The 19460-nt window shown below is 60.4% G+C and carries 21 protein-coding genes; 14 read left to right on the forward strand and 7 right to left on the reverse strand.

Annotation, left to right across the window (positions count from 1 at the left end; all coding sequences use genetic code 11):
• Positions 1–57 precede the first annotated feature (57 nt).
• Both DCC27_RS11405 and DCC27_RS11410 read left to right on the forward strand, forming a co-directional pair.
• Positions 58–1851: a mechanosensitive ion channel domain-containing protein gene (locus tag DCC27_RS11405; RefSeq protein ID WP_158524721.1), complete on the forward strand. Its 1794-nt coding sequence runs from the start codon at positions 58–60 to the stop codon at positions 1849–1851.
• Positions 1832–2521 carry a mismatch-specific DNA-glycosylase gene (locus DCC27_RS11410; protein WP_110100779.1) on the forward strand — a complete coding sequence of 230 codons (690 nt, stop codon included), beginning with the start codon at positions 1832–1834 and terminating at the stop codon, positions 2519–2521. The genes DCC27_RS11405 and DCC27_RS11410 overlap by 20 nt, the downstream gene beginning before the upstream one ends.
• Here DCC27_RS11410 and DCC27_RS11415 read toward each other — a convergent pair.
• The 4 genes from DCC27_RS11415 to DCC27_RS11430 form a co-directional block, all read right to left on the reverse strand.
• A complete protein-coding gene (locus tag DCC27_RS11415) occupies positions 2518–3099 on the reverse strand; it encodes an O-acetyl-ADP-ribose deacetylase (RefSeq protein WP_110100738.1) in 582 nt (193 codons plus the stop codon). The two genes, DCC27_RS11410 and DCC27_RS11415, sit on opposite strands and share 4 nt — an antisense overlap.
• Positions 3100–3567: a universal stress protein gene (locus tag DCC27_RS11420; protein WP_110100737.1), complete on the reverse strand. Its 468-nt coding sequence runs from the start codon at positions 3565–3567 to the stop codon at positions 3100–3102. It lies immediately after the preceding gene.
• Positions 3568–3648: 81 nt separating this feature from the next.
• Positions 3649–4482 carry an SDR family oxidoreductase gene (locus DCC27_RS11425; RefSeq protein WP_158278420.1) on the reverse strand — a complete coding sequence of 278 codons (834 nt, stop codon included), beginning with the start codon at positions 4480–4482 and terminating at the stop codon, positions 3649–3651.
• A 34-nt stretch (positions 4483–4516) separates the two neighbouring features.
• Complete coding sequence (locus DCC27_RS11430) at positions 4517–5347, reverse strand: MBL fold metallo-hydrolase (RefSeq protein ID WP_110098079.1); 831 nt, start codon at positions 5345–5347, stop codon at positions 4517–4519.
• Positions 5348–5359: 12 nt separating this feature from the next.
• Here DCC27_RS11430 and DCC27_RS11435 point away from each other — a divergent pair, with 12 nt between their 5' ends.
• Complete coding sequence (locus tag DCC27_RS11435) at positions 5360–6496, forward strand: glutathione S-transferase family protein (protein ID WP_233242801.1); 1137 nt, start codon at positions 5360–5362, stop codon at positions 6494–6496.
• Here the strand turns inward: DCC27_RS11435 and DCC27_RS11440 are convergent.
• A complete protein-coding gene (locus tag DCC27_RS11440; protein ID WP_158278419.1) occupies positions 6460–7482 on the reverse strand; it encodes an asparaginase in 1023 nt (340 codons plus the stop codon). The two genes, DCC27_RS11435 and DCC27_RS11440, sit on opposite strands and share 37 nt — an antisense overlap.
• 42 nt (positions 7483–7524) lie before the next feature.
• Positions 7525–7959: a YchJ family protein gene (locus tag DCC27_RS11445; protein ID WP_199223060.1), complete on the reverse strand. Its 435-nt coding sequence runs from the start codon at positions 7957–7959 to the stop codon at positions 7525–7527.
• Between the two features lie 94 nt (positions 7960–8053).
• Between DCC27_RS11445 and DCC27_RS11450 the strand changes: the two genes are divergently transcribed.
• The 11 genes from DCC27_RS11450 (at position 8054) to DCC27_RS11500 (ending at position 18415) form a co-directional block, all read left to right on the forward strand.
• Entirely contained in the window at positions 8054–9535 is a 1482-nt protein-coding gene (locus DCC27_RS11450; protein WP_158524563.1) for an MFS transporter, read from the forward strand.
• Between the two features lie 253 nt (positions 9536–9788).
• The gene (locus tag DCC27_RS11455) at positions 9789–10298 is read left to right on the forward strand and encodes a MarR family winged helix-turn-helix transcriptional regulator (protein ID WP_110098074.1); all 510 of its coding nucleotides are present in this window, start codon (positions 9789–9791) and stop codon (positions 10296–10298) included.
• Between the two features lie 340 nt (positions 10299–10638).
• Positions 10639–10875, forward strand: coding sequence for a 50S ribosomal protein L28 (rpmB, locus tag DCC27_RS11460; RefSeq protein ID WP_110098073.1), 237 nt, complete (start codon positions 10639–10641; stop codon positions 10873–10875).
• A gap of 1 nt (position 10876) precedes the next feature.
• Positions 10877–11044 (forward strand): 50S ribosomal protein L33, encoded by a 168-nt coding sequence (gene rpmG / locus DCC27_RS11465; protein WP_110100733.1) that lies wholly within the window; start codon positions 10877–10879, stop codon positions 11042–11044.
• A 3-nt stretch (positions 11045–11047) separates the two neighbouring features.
• Positions 11048–11353, forward strand: coding sequence for a 30S ribosomal protein S14 (gene rpsN, locus DCC27_RS11470; protein WP_110098071.1), 306 nt, complete (start codon positions 11048–11050; stop codon positions 11351–11353).
• A gap of 274 nt (positions 11354–11627) precedes the next feature.
• Positions 11628–13115: a Na+/H+ antiporter NhaC gene (gene nhaC / locus DCC27_RS11475; protein WP_110098070.1), complete on the forward strand. Its 1488-nt coding sequence runs from the start codon at positions 11628–11630 to the stop codon at positions 13113–13115.
• A 205-nt stretch (positions 13116–13320) separates the two neighbouring features.
• Entirely contained in the window at positions 13321–13605 is a 285-nt protein-coding gene (locus tag DCC27_RS11480) for an HU family DNA-binding protein (protein WP_110098069.1), read from the forward strand.
• A 189-nt stretch (positions 13606–13794) separates the two neighbouring features.
• A complete protein-coding gene (locus DCC27_RS11485; RefSeq protein ID WP_110100732.1) occupies positions 13795–14523 on the forward strand; it encodes a hypothetical protein in 729 nt (242 codons plus the stop codon).
• Positions 14524–14614: 91 nt separating this feature from the next.
• The gene (locus tag DCC27_RS11490; protein WP_110098067.1) at positions 14615–15313 is read left to right on the forward strand and encodes a copper resistance CopC family protein; all 699 of its coding nucleotides are present in this window, start codon (positions 14615–14617) and stop codon (positions 15311–15313) included.
• Between the two features lie 46 nt (positions 15314–15359).
• Positions 15360–17522 carry a cytochrome c oxidase assembly protein gene (locus DCC27_RS11495; RefSeq protein WP_233487904.1) on the forward strand — a complete coding sequence of 721 codons (2163 nt, stop codon included), beginning with the start codon at positions 15360–15362 and terminating at the stop codon, positions 17520–17522.
• A 53-nt stretch (positions 17523–17575) separates the two neighbouring features.
• Positions 17576–18415, forward strand: coding sequence for a hypothetical protein (locus DCC27_RS11500; protein ID WP_110110621.1), 840 nt, complete (start codon positions 17576–17578; stop codon positions 18413–18415).
• Between the two features lie 154 nt (positions 18416–18569).
• Here DCC27_RS11500 and DCC27_RS11505 read toward each other — a convergent pair whose 3' ends face one another.
• Positions 18570–19352 (reverse strand): L-threonylcarbamoyladenylate synthase, encoded by a 783-nt coding sequence (locus DCC27_RS11505; RefSeq protein WP_110098065.1) that lies wholly within the window; start codon positions 19350–19352, stop codon positions 18570–18572.
• Between the last annotated feature and the right edge of the window lie 108 nt (positions 19353–19460).

Raw genomic sequence — 19460 nt, forward strand, 5'->3', positions numbered from 1 at the left:
ACGAAACCCCTTGGTCTTTTCAGCCTGAGTTCAGACCCGCATGGCACAGTGGAGATTATGCTTTCTGGACTCACCCTCTTAGCATCCTCGACCCCTGAATCAGCAGAGCCGAGCCCCTCCACCTCCGATGGCTTTGCCGAGGTAGAAGACGCGCTACCCCAAAATGTTCAAGATTCGGCCTCCTCCAACGTGGAATCGCTGGGGCCTGTCCTGGGCGTGGTGCTTAATCTGGCTGTCGGCGCCCTGGTGGGCCTGGTCGTCGCTGGCATCATTGTGGTGGTTACCTCCATGGCCTTCCGTCGGCGCAAGACCTTCCACGCTCAGTTGCGTCGCCTGTATACCCCGATGGTTCTCGCCCTGGTCTTTTTGGGTGCCCGCATTGCGTTGGGACTCTCTGGCCGAGATTTGGCCTGGTATTCGGGTTTGGCCTTCATCCTTTTGGTGTGTGTGGTAGCCAGCTTCGCCTGGTTGGGGTTGCGCGTGGTGAACTTCATTGAGTCGCGCATCGCCGATAAATATCACGTGGCCGGAACTGGTTCTTTGCGTGAACGTCGTATCCAAACCCAGATGCAACTCATCCGGCGCATCGTAGTTGCGGTCATCGTGGTAATTGCGGTGTCGGCCATTCTGCTGGCGATTCCCCAGGTGCGGGCGTTGGGCGCAGGTCTTCTTGCCTCGGCCGGCTTGATTTCGGTGGTTGCTGGCCTGGCAGTCCAGTCCACCTTGACCAACGTGTTCGCCGGCATCCAGCTGGCCTTCACCGATGCGATCCGTGTCGGTGACGTGGTGGCGATGGACGACTACGAAGGCACTGTGGAAGATATCACCCTGTCCTATGTGGTGCTCAAGATTTGGGACGGTCGGCGGATTCTGTTCCCTTCCAGCCACTTCACCACCACCCCGTATGAAAACTTCACCCGTGTGGGCACCGCACTGTCGGGTGTGGTGGAATTCGACGTGGACTGGCAGGTGCCTATGGACAACCTGCGTGAACGGTTGCGCGCCCTGCTTGCCTCCACCGACCTGTGGGACGGCCGTGACGCCTCGATGCAGGTTACCGACGCGGCATCGGGCATGTTGCATATTCGGGCCGTGGTTTCAGCCCGCAACTACGGTGAACTGTGGGATCTGCGGTGCCTGGTGCGCGAAGACCTCGCCACCTTCATTCGCACCGAGCACCCCGAGGTGATCTACCGGATGCGCATCATGGAACCCAGCGGTCCGCTGAATCAGACGGAATCGTCCTCCCACGTGGCACCGGGTAAGAACGATCGTGCAGACTCGTCTCAGACCAAGCCCAACACGGAGTCCGAGACGACTCAGCAGGCAACACAAGACCAGCACCAACAACAGTCCCGCTGGGAGAACTGGTACGACACCAATGAACCTCCCGCGGTGATCTCGCAGTTACCGGTGATCCGTCCGGGTGAGACCCTGGACGAGGCCGTCCGCGGGGCAGATCAGTCGGCACAGTCCGCATCCTCGGGCACATCGAAGCCACAGAACTCCGATAGCGATGATGCTGAGTCCACCCCAGAGACTCAGGATTCCGGTTCGGTGCCGTTGACCCGGTCCTCGGATGCCTCCTCGGTCTTTACCTCCTCGATTGCTGGGCTGGAACGTGGTCGGGATATGGCCGGACCTGGTGAAGACGCCTACGCAGAGCGGGCGCGAAGGACTGCGGAATCCACCGGGGCGATCCCGGAGATCGATCCGAACACCGGCGAGCCGGTCGATATCGATAACCTCACCACCGAAGAGCTCGAAGAACTCAAACAGTACCAGGCCCGCAAACGCGCCGAAGAAGCCGAAGAATCTGATGGAGGGGCCGATGACGGTTCCCAGAGTTAAGGCCCAGCCGCGACGGGAATCTCCGCTGGGTGGGGCCAAACCCACTCGCCAGGATTTGAACGCGGTGGATACCACCGATCCAGAGATCACCGATGATGTGTTGCCGGTCGATCCCGAAGAACGGTTGCGGCTGTTGATCTGTGGCATCAACCCGGGGTTGTGGACCGCGGCGGTCAACGCTCCGTTCGCCCGCCCGGGAAACCGGTTCTGGCCCTCTCTGTACCGTGCCGGGATGCTCCAGGAACCGGTCGATGTCAGTGCCGGAATGAGTGCAGAGCTGGCCGATGAGCTGGTCTCGTCGGGAATCGGGATGACGAATCTGGTGCAACGTGCCACTGTCCGGGCTGACCAGCTGAGCACCGCAGAACTCCGGGAAGGTGGCCAACGGTTGATCCGGCGAGTGGGGCAGTTGCGCCCCGTGGCTGTGGCGATTGCCGGGATCACAGCATTTCGTACCGCATATCACGCACCTCAGGCCCAGCTGGGGCGGTTGAGTGCGACAGACCGGGCCACCTATGAGTTGCTAGCGCAGTGGCCTGATGAGGTGCAATTATGGGTGGTGCCACAACCGTCGGGGCTCAATGCCCACGAGAACGTTGACACCTTGGCCGATAAGTGGCGGACGGTGCTGGCCGGGCTGGAGACTGACCGGCCACAGCACGCGGACTAAGCCAGGCTGGAAACCCCCGCGCGGAACCCGGCCTCGGCCTGGTCGTTATAGGCCACCAACACCACCTGTTTCACCGTGGGTGCCCCATCCTCGCGGGCAGCGAGCTCGTCCAAAGTCTCAGCGCAACTTCGGGCGGCGATCCGGGTGGCATCATCCATCGGCCAACCGTAGACACCGGCTGAGATCGCCGGGAAAGCCACCGAAGTGGCTCCGAGCTCATCGGCAAGCACTAAAGACTTCCGATAACAGGATCTCAGGGTTTCGGTGCGGTCCTGTTTGACGGAGTACACCGGCCCGACCGTGTGGATCACCCAGCGAGCGGGCATATGCCCGGCCGTGGTGGCCACGGCCTCGCCAGCGGGAAGTCCCTCGGGTAGCTTGTCCGACCGTAGGGCACGACAGGCCTCCAGAATGGCGGGACCGCCGGCGCGGTGGATCGCTCCGTCGACGCCACCACCACCGAGCAGGGAGGAATTGGCGGCATTGACCACCGCGTCGACCTCGAGGATGGTGATATCACCGGTGATGACCTCGATGGGGTACCCGTGTGCAGAACTCGGCGATGGGGGTGTGAGCATCTAGGATTCCACCTGTTTCGGGTCGGCATCCCCGGTGATCTCCGGGGTGGCATCCGGTGAGGTGAGGTCCTGGTCCTGGGTGGCCTTGACCGCCAGCACCGGCTCGTGCATTTCTTGCAGAATCTGATCGCCCACCGAGCCCATCATCAACCGGCCGAATCCGGACCGGTGGCGGATGCCGATGACGATCATCGAGGGGCGAATCTCGGCCGCGACGGTTTTGAACTCGTCCATGGTGGTGTTTCCACGCGCATACTCGCGGAACTCGGTGGTGGCTGAGGACGCTGCCAAGATGGAGTTCAGCTCCCGCCGGGTCTCTTCGGTCATCGACGACGAAGTGCGGTGCTCGCCCCCAGGGCCAGCATTGAGGACCACGACGTTTTCTCCGGAACGTTCGGCGATCTGCAGGGCAGTGCGCAAGGCGGCCCGCGACTCAGCGGAGGGCTTATACCCGACAAGAATGGTCATGGTCGTTGTCGTCCTTTCGCCGGCGAAATCCCACCGGTAACAACCGGCGGAGGGAACACTTCTGAGCTTATCGTCTCTGGGCTAATCTTGCTCGGAGCTACCGGTTAGCGGCCGTTTGCGAGCAATGGAGGCCACCAGTCGGTTGGGTAACACCTTGGCGGAGCGGGCCAGCAACTTCGCAGCACGGCCGGGAATGCACAGCGGCTCGCCTTTATGCACCGCGGCCAACCCCTCCAGAGCCACTTGATCCACTTCGGTGAAACTCCACTTGGGCCGATGGGAGACGTCGACGCCGGAATTGACATGGAAGTCGGTGTCCAACAGGCCCGGACACAGTGCGGTGACATTAACACCGTCAGCGTGGTACCGAGCATGCGCCCACCGAGAGAAAGCCACCAGACCGGCCTTGGTGGCCCCATAGGAGCCGTCCGGGAACAACCCGGCGATCGAGCAGACATTCACGATCCGACCTCCGCGACGCAGAAATGCTGGTAGCGCGCCGTGGATCAGATGCATCGGGGCCGTGAAGTTGACCTCAATCATCCGGGCCTCAGTCTCCCAGTCGCTATCAGCAAAGTCCTCGGCCAGCCCCACACCGGCATTATTAACCAGCATTTGGACCGGGTAACGCGGATTCACCAACCGGTCGATCACCCGTTGGCGCCCGGCAAACTCCGCCAGATCGGCCACTAACGTTTCGGTCACCACCCGGTAGCGGGACTCGACGTCCTCAGCCACCGCCGCCAGCCCGTCAAGGTGGCGAGAGGTCAACACCAAGCGATACCCTTGAGCGGCCAAATGCCGGGCAAAAGCGGCCCCCAGCTGGGAGGAGGCGCCGGTGATCAGTGCCACGGGTGCGTGGTCGGAAGCCTGCTCGTAGGAGGAGGTCGATGAGCGGTCATCCGTGTTTTTCACGGGAAACTCCTTCGAATCAGCACGGGGCGTGGGATCAGCGGTGATCGATCAGATACTGCAGTGTGGCAGCTACGGTTTGCACGGCCGGACCGCGCACCTCAGGCGGAACATCGGGGTAGACCTCGGTGGCTAAAGACTGCACTACGGGGTCAGCGACCTCGATATCACGACCCCGGAAGGCAGCAAGATCCACCATTTGCCGTAGCTGTTCGACGCGTTGCAAGCGGTGCGCGGAGAGCTGCCGGGCAACCTGCGCCAGATCTGATAACGGATCCCCGTGGGCCGGCAGACCACGAACGGTGGTGGCCGGATGATCAGTCAGGCCCTCGGCAGTGGCGATCAGGCGGTCCATCGTGGCCAGATAGTCCACCAGTCGACCATCGGGATGATCCAGCATGGTGGTCCCGGCGCCCAGCACGGTATCCCCAGTGATCACCGCAGGGTCTTCCGGTAAAACCAGACAGATCGAATCAGAGGTATGGCCGGGGGAGTGCAATACCTGCACGGTGGTACCGGCCGCGGTGATGTGCCCTCCGTCGGCCACCGGTTGGGTATGGCGACACCAGCTGGAGGAGAATGCGGTGACCGGGGCCTGGAGCTGCTGGTGAAAGTATTCGACCGCGCCGGTGTGATCCGGGTGGTGATGGGTGATCACGATCAGTTCCACGCTCCGACCGTGCAGGGCCTGACGTACCCGCGCCAGGTGCTCGCGCTGTGAGGCGGCCTCGCCGGGATCCACCAGCACCACCGTCTGCGCCTCTGGGGCGGCGATCAGGTAGGTATTGGTGCCGGTCAGGGTCATCCCCGAGGCATTATCAGAACGGACCACTTCGGTATGAGCTGTTGTGCGTTGTACCACTGCCATAGTATTGAGTGTATGGAATTACAGGGCGCAACCGGCTACGTGACAAGCGGTCAAGAATATAACCGCGACACAAATTACATCAACGACCGGATCGTCGCCGACCCGGAAGCGATCACGGCCGCTGAACGGGTGGCCTATGACCAGGTAGGCCAGCTCACCGACCTCTCGGCCGGTTTAACCGACGACGCGCAAGCTTGGCCCGTGGAGTCCGGACGCTACCGGCTGGTGGCCGCCCGCGCCTGCCCCTGGGCGAACCGGACGATGATCGTGCGACGACTGTTGGGGCTGGAAGACGCGATCTCCTTGGGTACCCCTGGCCCAACCCATGACGAACGCTCCTGGGTCTTTGACCTCGATGAGACAGAACACGACCCGGTGCTTGGCACCCACCGGTTGCAGGAAAACTACCTCGCCAGGTTTCCCGACTACCCGCGCGGTATTACCGTCCCAGCCATCGTCGACATTCCGACCGGCGCGGTGGTGACCAATGACTATCCGCAGATCACTCTGGACTTCTCTACCCAGTGGCGTGCTTTTCACCGGCCTGGAGCCCCTGACCTGTTACCGGAGGACCAGCTGGAGGAGATGCACGAGGTGGTCACCCGGATCTTCACCGAGGTGAATAACGGGGTCTACCGGGCCGGATTCGCGGGGTCGCAGCAGGCTTATGACCGGGCTTACACGCGATTATTTGATGCCATGGACTGGTTAGAAGACCGGCTGTCCACCCGCCGGTACCTCATGGGCGAGCACATCACCGAAGCCGACGTGCGCCTGTTCACCACCTTGGTGCGCTTTGACCCGGTATATCACGGCCACTTCAAGTGCAACCGCCAGAAACTCACCGAATTCCCGGCCCTGTGGGGTTACGCCCGGGACTTATTCCAAACCCCCGGTTTCGGTGACACCGTGGACTTCGTCCAGATCAAACAGCACTACTACATTGTCCACGCCGATATTAATCCCACCCAGATCGTGCCGGCCGGACCCAATGTCTCCGGCTGGTTGAGCGCTCACCGTCGTGAGGAACTGGGCGGTACACCTTTCGGGGATGGCACCGCACCCGAACCGGTGCGCCCTGCTGAGCAGGTCACTGCCGGCCACAACCCGCTCTACCCGGCTACCTCGGCAAACCGATTAGCCAGCTGATCTGCTGCGAAACCTGCGCACACCAGCAGTGCCAGCAGAATCCGGGCCTGATAGGGGCTGAGCGAACCGGCCAGCATCGCCCCGGCCGCGACCAGGTCCACACCCCCACCGTTACCGTAGATCGCCACCACCGGACCGAATGTGGTGCGGGTAGCCAACACGACCGGGATGTGGTGCTGACAGGCGAGGTCGACGACCGTCACAAATCCGTCGGCGGCATTACCGGCTCCGGTGCCCATCAATACCAGCCCGTCCAGGGTTATTCCACATGAGGCGGAGTCCTCGACCAGGTGGCGGGCCAACTGGGCCGAGCTGCCCAGGCCGGCTTCGAGAATCGGGATCTGCACCGAGCCAATCTCGGCGGTTGGCATCGGCAGCCCCGGCCCGGCGGCCGCCGTGGCCTGGCGAACCAGTTTTCCGTGTGTCACCGTCGCGATCTCGGTGCCCCCGGTGAAAGGCTCTGGAGCCAAGGTGTGGTGTTTGCGGGTGGCGCGAGCCGAATGAATCCGTCCGGCAAAGCTAATGGTGACCCCGGTGTCAGCCATGTGCGGGTGCCCGGCTGCCAGGATGGCCTCGCGCAAATTTCCCGGGCCATCCCCCGCTGGGTCATCGGCAGGCTTCTGGGCCCCGGTGATGACCACCGGAACGGTACCGGTGTAGACACAGTGTAAGAAGAAGGCGGTGTCTTCGATGGTGTCGGTGCCGTGGGTAATCACCACGCCAACCACCTCCGGATCGGCGACTGCCTGCTCAACCGCCAACGCGATCTGGCGAAGATCAGCGAAGGTCAGTCGGAAACTATTGACCGAGAAGAGCTGTTCACCGCTGACCTGATGCTCCGGCCAATCCTCGTGGGCTTCGCGATCACCGGATGTGATGACTCCCAGGAGCTCCTCGACGCTATCGGAGGCCACTGAGCCGATGCTGTGGTGCTCGGTCCGGGAGGCGATGGTCCCACCGGTGGCGATGACATGAACTCTTGGCACAACGGGTCCTTTCGTCTGCGCAGCTGGCTGAAGGTCGGGGATTCAGTGTTCGAAAATTTCGCCCTCAAGATACACCCAACACCCGGGGGTATCGTCAAGAGTTTGGCGGATAAATTGTGAGCGCTCATGCTGGATGATGCGACCTGCGTGAGTATCGCGGGAAAAAGCGATGAATTCCACGATTCCGGTCTCATCCTGAGACCCACCAGCAACCACGTCACGAATCCGCAATGCGGTATACCGCTGGCGAGGGTCCAAAACCACCTGCTCGGGGCGAGACTGACTGGCCCGGGTGCGCATCACATAGTCGCGGTCTGCCACGGCGAAAGCCGTGTAGCGAGACCGCATCAAGGCTTCAGCCGTGGGCGCATACCGCTCGCCACGTAACAACGGTATCCAGCACTGCTCGGCCACCCGCAAGCTGCCACATAGGCAGGCGGGCAGAGCGGGTTGTGGAGGCGTAGGCTCGTCGGTCACGATGAATCCAATCGGCGTAGGATAATCGGGTTATCACACTATTATCGGCGACGATCTGTCACGAACACCCCCTGAGACGAAGGAGCGTATTTCGGTGTCCGCCTCTGCCACTGGCACTACCGCACCGCGACAATCCCCCTGGTTAGCCTTTACCGTCTGCGCGGTCACCGCGATTTTGACGATCCTCGATCTGGTCAAGGTCAACGTGGTGTTGACACCTATTCGAGAAACCCTGGGCGCAACCACGACCGATAACCAGCTGATCGTCGCCGGATATGTGTTGGCCTTCGGAGTGGCCCTCGTTCCCGCCGGACGGCTGGGAGACACCTGGAACCGCAAATCAATGTTTTTGATCGGGCTGGTGACGTTCACCATCGCCTCGCTGGTAGCCATGCTGTCGATCTCATCGACCATGCTGGTTACCGCTCGCATTGTCCAGGGCATTGCAGCTGGCACCTTGATGCCCCAGGTCCTGGGCATCATTCAAAACTTATTCCAAGGCCAAGAACGTGGTAAAGCACTCGGATTCTTTGGGGCCAGCATTGGTTTGGGAACCTCCTTTGGCCCAGCGGTTGGTGGTCTATTTATTGGAGCGCTCGGGCCCGAACTCGGGTGGCGCTGGACATTCGGAATGAATGTTCCCCTGGTGATCATTGTGCTCCCACTGGCTATCTGGCTACTTCCCAAGGATCAGCCGCGCGATGTGCGCGACCGACAACTTGACCTGGTCGGCGTCGGGCTTCTGGCAGCCACTGTGTTATTCATGATGTTGCCCTTCGTGCTGACCAGTGGCACCGACCAAGACATCCCGGCCCGATGGTTGTTGCTAGTCCTCGGAGTTATCGCCGGTGCCGGATTCGTCATCTGGGAGTTTCGGTATAAGGCCCAGGGTAAATCACCGGTGCTCGATTTCGCGCTGTTCCGCTACAGCTCATATCGCTACGGCGTGATCATTACCAGCCTCTGGTTCGCTATGATGCCACCGCTGTTTCTGGTGATGACCCTCTACAACCAACAAGGTCTGGGTCACTCGGCGCTCGTGGTCGGGCTCATCACCGTGCCGTGGGCCGTGGTATCGGCTATCGCCGCAGCCTGGGTGGGGCGATATACGTTGCGCTACGCTCCTCAGCTGGTCTTCGCCGGTCTCATCCTGTTCATCATCGCGTTGCTGTCTCTGGCGCTGGGTGCCCGCATAGTCTCTGCTGAATACACACCACTGATTATGGCAATCATTATGGGTGTAGCTGGTATCGCTCCCGGTATCGTCATGTCAGCTAACCAGATGAGGAGCTTGATTGACGTGCCGTTGCCCCAAGCCGGCGTTGCTGGCTCCTTTTATCAGGTCGGCCAGCGGGTCGGCAATGCCATCGGTGTGGCCGTGGCCACCGCGGTGTTTTATAGCATGACCGCTCACCTGCCGGTGAATGCCGGAAAAGACGTTGAGGAGATCAGACCAGAAACTGCCCGAGAATACCTCAACGCATTCGATGTCTCGATCCTCGTTTTAGTGGTCTTCGGCCTCGTTGCTTTGTTCGTCGCCATCGTGGACTGGCGAGGCAGTAAAAGAACTGAATAATTACTGATAAGTACCTGAGAGAATTCACGGTAGTATTGATGAAACCCTGGCGTTTCTTCCCACTTCTGTGGTGTACTATTTCTCTGACTAAACTCATTCCCCTAGTCGACCGGAGATTACCAGAACCAATGCCAAAACCAGTGTCGGCTAAGGTATTCGTGAAACACAAGGTGTTCTACGTTTACAATTGTTTGTTCGCACTTTAAATACCCATCAAGGGCGAACTTTCGGGAAGGCAAGAGAGACAAGGAAGATGGCTCCACACCACTCACAAAGACGAAAAGCGCAGCTGACCCAGAAGGAAGCAGATATTTGGCGGCGCGCGGTAGCGGTTGTTATGACCGTGGGCCCGATGATCGAGACGGATCTTCAAAAAGCCGGTTCTCTGAGCTTCTTTGAGTTCCAAGTGTTGTCTGCTCTGCATGATGCAGACGGTGCGTTGACCATGTCGCAATTAGCCGAGCGGTGCAATTCCTCGTTGTCGCGCCTGTCTCACGTGGCCCGCAAGCTCGAAGAACGCGACGTGATTATCCGTACCCCAGCCACGAGCGATAAGCGTGTGACCATGGCTGAGCTGACTCCACAGGGTGAGAAGGAAGTGGAGAAGGTTCAGGGTCGTTACGCTGATTCGGTGCGTCGCCGGGTGTTGTCCGTGTTCGATGACGAAGATCTGGAAACGATTGACGACCTGTTCTCTCAGTTACTGGAAGAAATTGACCCCGATCACTGGTTGCTGGACTACGAGGATGAAGAAGACGACTGATCGCCCGATGTGATCAGCTCGTCCCGTGGTTAATTTGCCCGCAAGTAGCGAAACTCCTACAATAGAAGTTTGTTACGCGTCGTGCGAGTCCGCATCATGTACGTTGAGATGCGTCATGGTGTCCTCGTGCCGGAAAACGGCGTCGTTCCCTAAACTGGATCCCTGGTAAAACAGGGACTCACCGTCTTCACCCTAGCGATTAAGGGCACTTCGGTTGGTTCTCACCCAGCCTGGTTTACCTTCGGAAAGTCGCAGTAAGAGTGCGGTGTACACACTGGTGGCGGGATCCTCTTTCGGGTTCTGCCCGTCCTTTTACTAGTACTTAAATCGAGGAGTGATCATGGCAGCACATTGCCAGGTAACCGGAGCTGGGCCAGGTACTGGGTACCACGTGTCCCACTCGCACCGTCGTACCAAGCGCCGGTTCAATCCAAATATCCAAAAAAAGACCTACTTCGTGCCTTCGCTCGGCCGGAAGGTAACCCTGAATGTCTCGACCAAAGGCATCAAGGTGATCGACGCTCGCGGTATCGATGCTGTGGTCAACGATCTGATCGCCAAAGGAGTGAAGCTCTAAGATGGCAAAAGATAAGGGCCTGCGTCCCATTATTAAACTCAAGTCGACTGCCGGCACCGGCTTCACTTACGTGACCCGGAAGAACCGTCGGAATAACCCTGACCGGATTACGTTGAAGAAGTACGATCCCGTTGTCCGTCAGCACGTAGAGTTTCGAGAGGAGCGCTGAGGTTTGGCTAAGAAATCCAAGATCGCCAAGAACGAGCAGCGTAAAGTTATTGCCGCCCGTTACGACGAGAAGCGCAAGCAGCTGAAAGCCACACTGGTTGACCCCAACGCCTCCGATGAGGCTCGTGAAGAAGCTCGCGTCGGCCTGCAGAAGCTTCCCCGTGATGCTTCGCCAGTTCGGGTTCGCAACCGCGACTCCATCGATGGCCGTCCCCGCGGTACCCTCCAGAAGTTCGGTATCTCCCGCGTTCGTTTTCGGGACATGGCACACCGAGGCGAGTTGCCCGGTATCACCAAGTCTTCCTGGTAAACATCAGTTCATGCCAGCTAGTTGCTAGTGCGAGCTGTTCCGCTCATTCGCAGTCAGCCAGCACGATGACCCGTATGCACACCCGTGGGTGGCATACGGGTCATTGTCTTTTGTCGAGTTGTCTATCTCGATAGAGAACGATAACGGGGATGATTGTGCTGAGTAGATCTCTGCGCTAATGTGAGCCAAGACACAAAGCGTGGGTTTCCTGACCCAAGGAACTGGCGCCCTGACATTTCTGGCCGTCACCCCGGCCACCCGTCTAAGGAGACCGATGACAGAACATAAGCTTCCTGCGGTGCCAGTAGCCCTGCTGCCGATCGCGGTTTTGGTGGTGATGGCCCTGCTGTCGATTTCTGTGTGGGATATCGACATGGTGATCCCGTTGATGTCAGCCGTGATCGTCACTGTCGTGATCGGTAAAGCGCTGGGATATACCTGGCGAGAGCTGGAGCAGTCGATGGTCCGCGGCGTCAGTCGAGCACTGCCGGCCGTGTTCATCTTGTTTCTCATCGGTATGATTATCGGTACGTGGATCGAGGGTGGTCTGATCCCGACCATCATCTATTACGGTCTGACGGCCATCTGGCCGGTGGTTTTCCTTCCGCTGGCATGCCTGGTACCGGCCATCGTGTCGTTGGTGTTGGGGACTTCCCTGACCACCATCGCTACCGTCGGCATCGCCTTTATCGCGATTGGGCAGGGAATGGGCTTTCACCCAGCCCTGGTGGCCGGTGCCGTGATCTCCGGGGCCTTCTTCGGCGATAAGCTCTCCCCGCTGTCTGACACCACTAACTTGGCGGCCGCGATGGGCGGGGTTAAACTCTTCGACCACATCCGCCATATGCTGTGGGATACCATACCCGCTCTGGTGATTGCGCTGGCCATCTACGCGTTCATCGGCTGGCCGATGGGCGCCGAGGGGAGCGTGGGTGATGGCGAGGTGACAGAACTTCTCACGGCTTTAGACGCCGAGTTCGTGATTCACCCCTTGCTGTTGATTGTGCCCGTGATCGCCATTGGGCTGATGCTAATTCGGGTTCCGGCGCTCCTGACCCTGCTGATGGTGGCCCTTTTGGGGGCAGCCACGGCGTTAATCGTGCAGGGTAGCTCCCTGACCGAGGTCATGCAGTCGATGAGTGCTGGTATCGCCAGCGAAACTGGTGTGGAATTTATTGATTCTCTGCTCTCTCGGGGTGGTGTCGCCCAGATGCTGAGCACCATTGCCCTGGTCGTGGTCGCTACCGCCTTGGGCGGAATCTTGGAAAAAACCGGAGCCTTCAAATCGCTGGTGGGAACAGTGGTGCGCCGAGTCAAGCGCCCCGGTTCCATGGTCGCTACCTCGATGGGTGCCGGATTCACCGTGGCGATCTCCTCCGGTGAACAATACGTTTCCGTCCTGTTACCCGCACGCGCCTTCTTGGGCCCATACCAGAAGATGGGGTTGGCCCCGGTCAATCTCACCCGGGTGGCCGAGGCTGCTGGAACGGTCGGTATCAACCTCGTGCCCTGGTCCGTTCCCGCGGTCTTTGCAGCCGACGTTTTCGGCCTCTCGCCGCTGGAATTCATTCCCTTCGTGTTCTTTGCGATGCTCGTGCCGGTGATCAACTTGATCTATGCCTACACCGGATTCAGCATCAAACGCATCGACCCGCGCGATAACCCCACTGAGGTCATCCCTAGCTCCGATATTGATGTGAGCCAGTACCAAGATCTCAGCCCTGACACCCCGGGTTCGGCTTCCCACAAGCCGGCCAAATAGCCGAAGGAGGTACAAGACCGGTTGCAGACACTTCGCACGTGGAGAAAATGTCCACATGCTGAGAGATCGCGCAAAATTCGGCGTGAAACTCGAGTAATCGCGACGAAAACTGCGTGTTGGAGCCGAAATGATGGTAGTTTCACGTCAGGGAGCCCAGTCAGGTGCTGGGCGGATTTACCTAACAACCAAACGTCCAGGAGGACACATGGCTATGAATCGTAGTGAACTCGTTGCAGCTGTTGCAGAGCGTTCCGGAAACTCTGCCAGCGCCGTCAACGGCGTGTTGGACGCCGTTTTCGAGGTTTTCGCCTCGCAGGTTTCCAAGGGTGAAAAGATCACCATCCCTGGCTGGTTCTCTGTTGAGCGCACCGACCGCGCTGCTCGCACCGGACGCAACCCCCGCACCGGCGAAGCCATCGAGATTCCGGCAGGCCACGGTGTGAAGCTGTCCGCTGGGTCCAAGCTGAAGGCTGCTGCTTCCGGAGAGTAATCCTCCTCAGCATGTTGCGACAGGGCCTGGCTCTGTCGCGGTGCCTCCGCAGGCCGTCACAAATCCGTGGTGGACTGCGGGGGCATTATCGTGTGCGGTGGCCTAGAGTTCACGATGTCAGCCCTCTGGGTCAAGGAGTGGCAGAATAGGCAGAGACCGCACCACACTTCGAGCATGTAAGGGCCCACTGTGTCAGCCACGACCACTCTGATCGGAACCGGAGAAGCTCCGTTCCGCTCTCGTGGTGTGCCTGCACCCCGACACCACGGCCCGGCACGCCTGGCACGTGGCTGGCTGGTGGCAGCCGGCTCGGCCAGCGTGGCCACCGTGGCCCACGTGATGGCGCACGGACTGGCGCACGGGCCCACCGGCTACGGGATCCTCGCCGACCTGATGCAGTTGCTGATCTCACCGGTCTGGCTGTTGACCGTCGTACTCTGCGCCCCAATTGCGACCTTGCTGGCCGGTCGGCGCATCTCCGGGTGGGCGACCGCGGTGATCCTGACCTTCGGCCAGATCATTTTTCACGGCGCCTCCACCCTGATCACCGCAGCTGCGGGCACCACCGTGACTGGCGTGGTCGCCCCGGGACACCCTGACCACCACGTCACCGGTATTATCGTCAACTCCGCCGAGACCGGTGCCGTGCCGTCGGCGGGCTCCGCGATGTTGATGGCCCACCTGATGGCGGCGCTATTCACCACCGCGCTCATCGTCCACGGACAGCGGATCTGTCTGATCATGATCGACCGCACGGTGGTCGTCGTACCCCGCCGAATCTTCTCCTATACCGGGCTGGGCGTGGTGCCACAGCTACAGCCCCGGATACCTCGTAGCGCGCCGCGCTGGTGGATCCATCCCTGCGAGGCCTTATTCTCCTGGCACACTCGCGGACCACCGACTCAACCTTGTCTCTAAACCACCTCACCGGCCGAGCCGGCTCTTTGGCGTGGCCAGAATCACTAATTTTCAACGTTGTCACAACGTGTACAGACAAGGATGATGTATCGTGAACACCGCACTTGCCCTTGCACGCCATAGCGTGCGCATGACCACCATGATCACCGGCCTATTCATGGCCGTCATTCTCAGCTTCGGTATGGCACTGAGCCTGTCGGCGCCTGCCCAAGCCCACGACGTCCTCACCGAGACCACTCCGGCCGATGGTGAAGAAACCAGCACCACCCCCGATGAGGTGCGCCTGACCTTCTCTGGCCAACCCACTGAGGGGGCCAACCTCGCTAACCTGATCACCGTCTCGGATGCAGACGGTCAGGAATGGCAGACCGGTGAGGTCTCGGTCGAAGGCTATGACATCGCCGTCGATGTCTGCCCCGGGCTACCTGCCGGCGACTACGAGATCAGCTACCGGGTGATCTACTCCGATGGGCACACCGGCGAAGACACCATGAGCTTCACCAATGCTGATCCCAACGCCCCGGAGTCCGGCGACCCCGCGAAAGACTGCGATGGGGCGGCTGAGGAACCCACCGAGGAAGCCTCCAGCGAAGTCAGCGAGGAAGGCACCCAAACGGCAGAAGCCAACACGGCCACCCAAACCGGCGAGAACACCGAGGAAGCCTCCATCTTTACCTCCTGGGTGTTCTGGGCGATCGTTGCGGCTGTGGTCTTGGTGGTTGTCATTGTCGTGGCATTGATTATGCGTGCCGGCCGTGGCAACTCGCCCGAGGCCGATACCAAGCGCTAACACCTTGCTGATCCAGCCCCCAGTGGGCAGAAAGTGACCGGTTACCGTGAAGACCATCGAGAAAACTCCGAGCACCGCCCCGGTGCGGCAGTCGAGCGTCGGTATGCCCGCTTGGGTATGGCCGGTTGCGATCGTGCTCGGGGGACTCACCGTGGTGGTAGCTGGTCTCGCCGCTGGGGTCACCGGAGTCCAACAACTCTCTGACCCCGGTGGCCTAACCCGCTGGGGGCTGCCGATCACCAAAGTCATACACTCGCTGGCCTGGGCAACCACCGTTGGTGCGCTCGTGTTCGCCTGCGCCATCCTGCCACGCTGGGCTGGCCCCAGCTACCAAATCCGCCGGGCCGTGCACCGGGGAGAGACAGTAAACCTCAACGAGCATCCGACCTATACCCGCGTGATGCTCATCGCCTCCATCTCTTCGGTGATCTGGACCTTGAGCGCGCTGAGCCAGTTGGTATTCACCTACTCCGACATGGCCGGGATGCCGCTCAACGCCTCACCAGAGTTCTCCATCGGCCTGGTGGACTTCGTGCTCTCGATCGCGGTGGGCCGGGCCTGGTTCGCCATGACCCTCATCGCAGCGGTGGTGACCTCGCTGATTTTTGGACTTCGAGGTGCCACCTCGATGGCCTTCACCGCCGTGCTGGCCCTGATCGGTATCGTCCCTATGGCGCTGATCGGGCACTCTTCCTCCGGAGATGACCACTTCGCTGCCGTGAACTCGATCGGACTACACTTGCTTGGCGTGTTGCTGTGGGTGGGAGGGCTACTTGTCCTCGGTCTGAGCGCCACCACTCTGATCGGCCAGGACCGCGCCCGCGAGACCGCCGGTTCCGGGGTCGCCGACCAGCCCCTGGTCTACGTGGTGCTGGCCCGCTTCTCCGTGCTGGCCGCCCTGTCGATCATGACCGTGGCCCTGTCCGGGGTGATCAACGCCGACATTCGGATGAACAGCATCAACGAGTTGGCACTACCCTACGGGGTGCTGATCGTGGCCAAGTTCCTCATCACGGTGCTTCTCGCCCTGGTTGGGTTCGCCCACCGTCAGGTCGTGATTCCGCAGTTGAAAACCGGTTCAGCTGAACCCGGCCCCGGGGCCAAGCGACTGTTGTGGCGACTGATCGGGGTCGAAGTGGTGCTGATGGTCGTGATAACCACCGTGGCAGTGATCCTGGCCCGGACCGAGCCTCCCAAGCCCGAAGAAGAACCCCCAGAAGCTTCCCCGGCGCGGTTGCTGACCGGTTATGAGCTTCCGCCCGAGCTGACCTTTGACCGCTGGTTCACCGAATGGCGGCTGAACTGGTTGTGGGTGGCCATCATCGTGTTCTTGGCCCTGTGGTACCTGAGGGCCTTCCTGCGGCTACGTCGTCGTGGCGATAACTGGCCGGTGTTACGGCTAGTGTCCTTCATGGCCGGACTCGTGGTGCTGATGTGGGTCACTTCCGGGGCCCCGGCAGTGTACGGGATGATTTTGTTCTCCGCCCACATGGTCGCCCACATGACCCTGACCATGATCGCCCCACTCTTCATGGTGTTGGGTGCGCCCATCACCCTAGCCATGCGCTCACTACCGGCTCGAGCTGATGGCACCCGCGGGCCCCGAGAATGGATGTTGTGGCTGTTGCAATCCTGGTGGGCGAAGCTGGTGACCCACCCGATCTTTGCTGCTATCAACTTTGCCGGTTCCATCCTGATCTTCTACTACACGCCATTCTTCGGATTCGCGTTGGACCAGCACATCGGCCACGAACTGATGAACTTCCACTTCTTGATCACCGGGTTCATTTTTGCCTCGGTGATGGTCGGGATTGATCCGTTGCCACACCGCCCCAACTACCCGCTACGACTGGTGTTGCTGTTGGCCACCATGGTCTTCCACGCCTTCATCGGGGTGGCGATGACCGGATCGGAATCCTTGCTGGAAGCCGAATGGTTTTCTGCGATTGGACGCGACTGGGGTCCTTCGGCCATCGCAGACCAACAGATCGGTGGCGCGATCATGTGGGGCATCGGTGAATTCCCCACAGTGATTATGGCTATTATTACCGTGGTCCAGTGGCGTCGGTATGATCTGGCTGTGGCTGCCCGCCGGGATCGTCGTGCCGACCGAGACGGCGATGCTGAATTGCAGGCCTGGAACCGGATGTATGCGCAGATGGCGACCGAGGATGAGTACTACGCAGACAGCTCGTCACGATACCAATAGCGGCACGTACGCCCGATAAACCATTCACCAGACCACGAGAAGGGGATCACCAGATGGCCACCACACCAATTGCTCATGCCAATGCTCCCACGCTACTGGGTGTTAGTCTGGCCGGGCTGATGGTCGTTACCGGGTGCTCTTCAGAACCAGCTGACCCCGACCCGTCGGGAACCGAAGTAGCCACCGACGCTCACAGGGGTGTGGAAGCGCTACTGGATCCACAGGCCCGCCCGGATCAGCACGGGGTCGGTGCCGGGGCCCAACGTGCGGCCTCCTTCGGCTTCGACCGTCAAATCGTGGCCACCGACGACGAAATCTCCACCGCCCGCGACGAAGCCAACGAGAGACAAGATCAAGCCGAAGCCACCCAAGTCAGTCCCAGCTCGTGTCAACAAGCCGTCGCGAAGATGGACTGGTCGCCACTGCTGGCGGACTCCGAACAGATCACCCGCCTGGATTTTGGGACCGAGACCTTCAACGGGGCCGGGACCATCGAAATCGCCGGTCTAGACGCCGAGCGGGGCGGTGGCGCGCAGGCCCAGGAGCAACTGGACGCCTACCAGGCCACCGTCGAGGAGCTCACCGGGGACTGCTCCGAGGTTGACTTGGACATCCCCTCCGGGGAGACCACCCTGACCTATACGATGCGCTCTGAAGCCGTGGAGCCAGACCAGGGCAGCGGGCTGCTGTGGTCCCGCGTTCCCCGGGGATCAGCAACCCAACAACACGGTGAAGCAGTCACTGCCCTGGTGCTGACCACCGAACACGATGGGTACGCGGCGATGGTCTCTTTCGCCGGTGACAGCGAGGTGTCCTCCGAGGAGTTCCACACCATGGCCGATGAGATCCTGGAGGCGACCCTGTCGGGGATCGACGGTGAGGTCAACTCCTAGAAATCCTTCCAGACATACATCAGGCCGCCCGGAATATCCGGACGGCCCAACGTCGTGCTGTGAATGATGAGTCACCGATAGCTTAGCGACCGAGCAGAATGTGAGCGAATTATGACGTGAAGCTCAGCTTCTACTCAGTATGCCAGTCTCGGCTTTAGTAGTAATGGCCCTGGCGGAAGTCCCAAGACAGGAAATGATCCGACAGGTTACGCAAAATCTGGTCCAGGTAGACACCTTTGCGAATGAGCATCGGAGCCGGAGTGACATCGCGCTCGCCCTTCTGCTCGGGCACCAGGGTTCCCTGATCATCGACGAAGGACACCATCACGCCCTGCTCCCACCGGGTCTCCACGGTGGCATCGGGCTGGATGGAGGCCACGTAATCATCGGCCTCAATGATCAGATCCACACCCTGTTCGATGCGTTCGCCGATCCCCGACACCAAGCCACGGTTACCCTGGCCGGAAGGATTCGCCGAGGACGCGAAGACTAGCTCGCCGTCTTCTTCCCACCGGGCCCGGGCAATCTGCTCACCGGGCTTGCCAAAGGCCATCACAAAACACGAGGTGCCACGACCGTCGATGACCAGCTCTTCAGCACCGGCGGGAATATAACGCTTGGCCTCGTGCTTCCAGGGCAGAATGCAGCCCATCAGGACATCTTGTTCTTCGTGCGTGCGGTAGAAGGCCTCCACCTCGTCGTTGAGCTCGGCCAATTCCGTGATCTGGTCGACCGAACCGCACAGCACCACGGCCGGCTTATTGCGCTTGCGCTGTTTGAGGTCGAATTTGCGCTCGAGCCCTCCAAGATCCGAGGTCATCACAATATAACCAACTTTGGTGGGGGAGACGATGGCCTTCCCGCCGGCCCGCATCAGCGCCAGGCCCTCACTGTTGAGCTCACCGTCCCAATGGACCATCGGTGCTTTCTCGGACATGGATGGGTACTCCTTCGACTCGGAGGTTATCTGGGTCACGACCCAAGTGTAGCCAGGCCCCGCCACCGCCTTGAGTAACACGCCACCCGGTGATCACTATGTGAGATA

The sequence above is a fragment of the Auritidibacter sp. NML130574 genome (assembly GCF_003185725.2).
GTDB classification, from domain to species: Bacteria; Actinomycetota; Actinomycetes; order Actinomycetales; family Micrococcaceae; genus Auritidibacter; species Auritidibacter ignavus.

Excerpts from the sequence above, each read along its gene's own strand:
- DCC27_RS11405 (WP_158524721.1), top strand. The coding sequence starts at position 58 with ATGCTTTCTGGACTCACCCTCTTAGCATCCTCGACCCCTGAATCAGCA.
- DCC27_RS11410 (WP_110100779.1), top strand. The coding sequence starts at position 1,832 with ATGACGGTTCCCAGAGTTAAGGCCCAGCCGCGACGGGAATCTCCGCTG.
- DCC27_RS11415 (WP_110100738.1), bottom strand. The coding sequence starts at position 3,099 with ATGCTCACACCCCCATCGCCGAGTTCTGCACACGGGTACCCCATCGAG.
- DCC27_RS11420 (WP_110100737.1), bottom strand. The coding sequence starts at position 3,567 with ATGACCATTCTTGTCGGGTATAAGCCCTCCGCTGAGTCGCGGGCCGCC.
- DCC27_RS11430 (WP_110098079.1), bottom strand. The coding sequence starts at position 5,347 with ATGGCAGTGGTACAACGCACAACAGCTCATACCGAAGTGGTCCGTTCT.
- DCC27_RS11435 (WP_233242801.1), top strand. The coding sequence starts at position 5,360 with ATGGAATTACAGGGCGCAACCGGCTACGTGACAAGCGGTCAAGAATAT.
- DCC27_RS11455 (WP_110098074.1), top strand. The coding sequence starts at position 9,789 with ATGGCTCCACACCACTCACAAAGACGAAAAGCGCAGCTGACCCAGAAG.
- rpmB (WP_110098073.1), top strand. The coding sequence starts at position 10,639 with ATGGCAGCACATTGCCAGGTAACCGGAGCTGGGCCAGGTACTGGGTAC.
- rpmG (WP_110100733.1), top strand. The coding sequence starts at position 10,877 with ATGGCAAAAGATAAGGGCCTGCGTCCCATTATTAAACTCAAGTCGACT.
- nhaC (WP_110098070.1), top strand. The coding sequence starts at position 11,628 with ATGACAGAACATAAGCTTCCTGCGGTGCCAGTAGCCCTGCTGCCGATC.
- DCC27_RS11480 (WP_110098069.1), top strand. The coding sequence starts at position 13,321 with ATGGCTATGAATCGTAGTGAACTCGTTGCAGCTGTTGCAGAGCGTTCC.
- DCC27_RS11500 (WP_110110621.1), top strand. The coding sequence starts at position 17,576 with ATGGCCACCACACCAATTGCTCATGCCAATGCTCCCACGCTACTGGGT.
- DCC27_RS11505 (WP_110098065.1), bottom strand. The coding sequence starts at position 19,352 with ATGTCCGAGAAAGCACCGATGGTCCATTGGGACGGTGAGCTCAACAGT.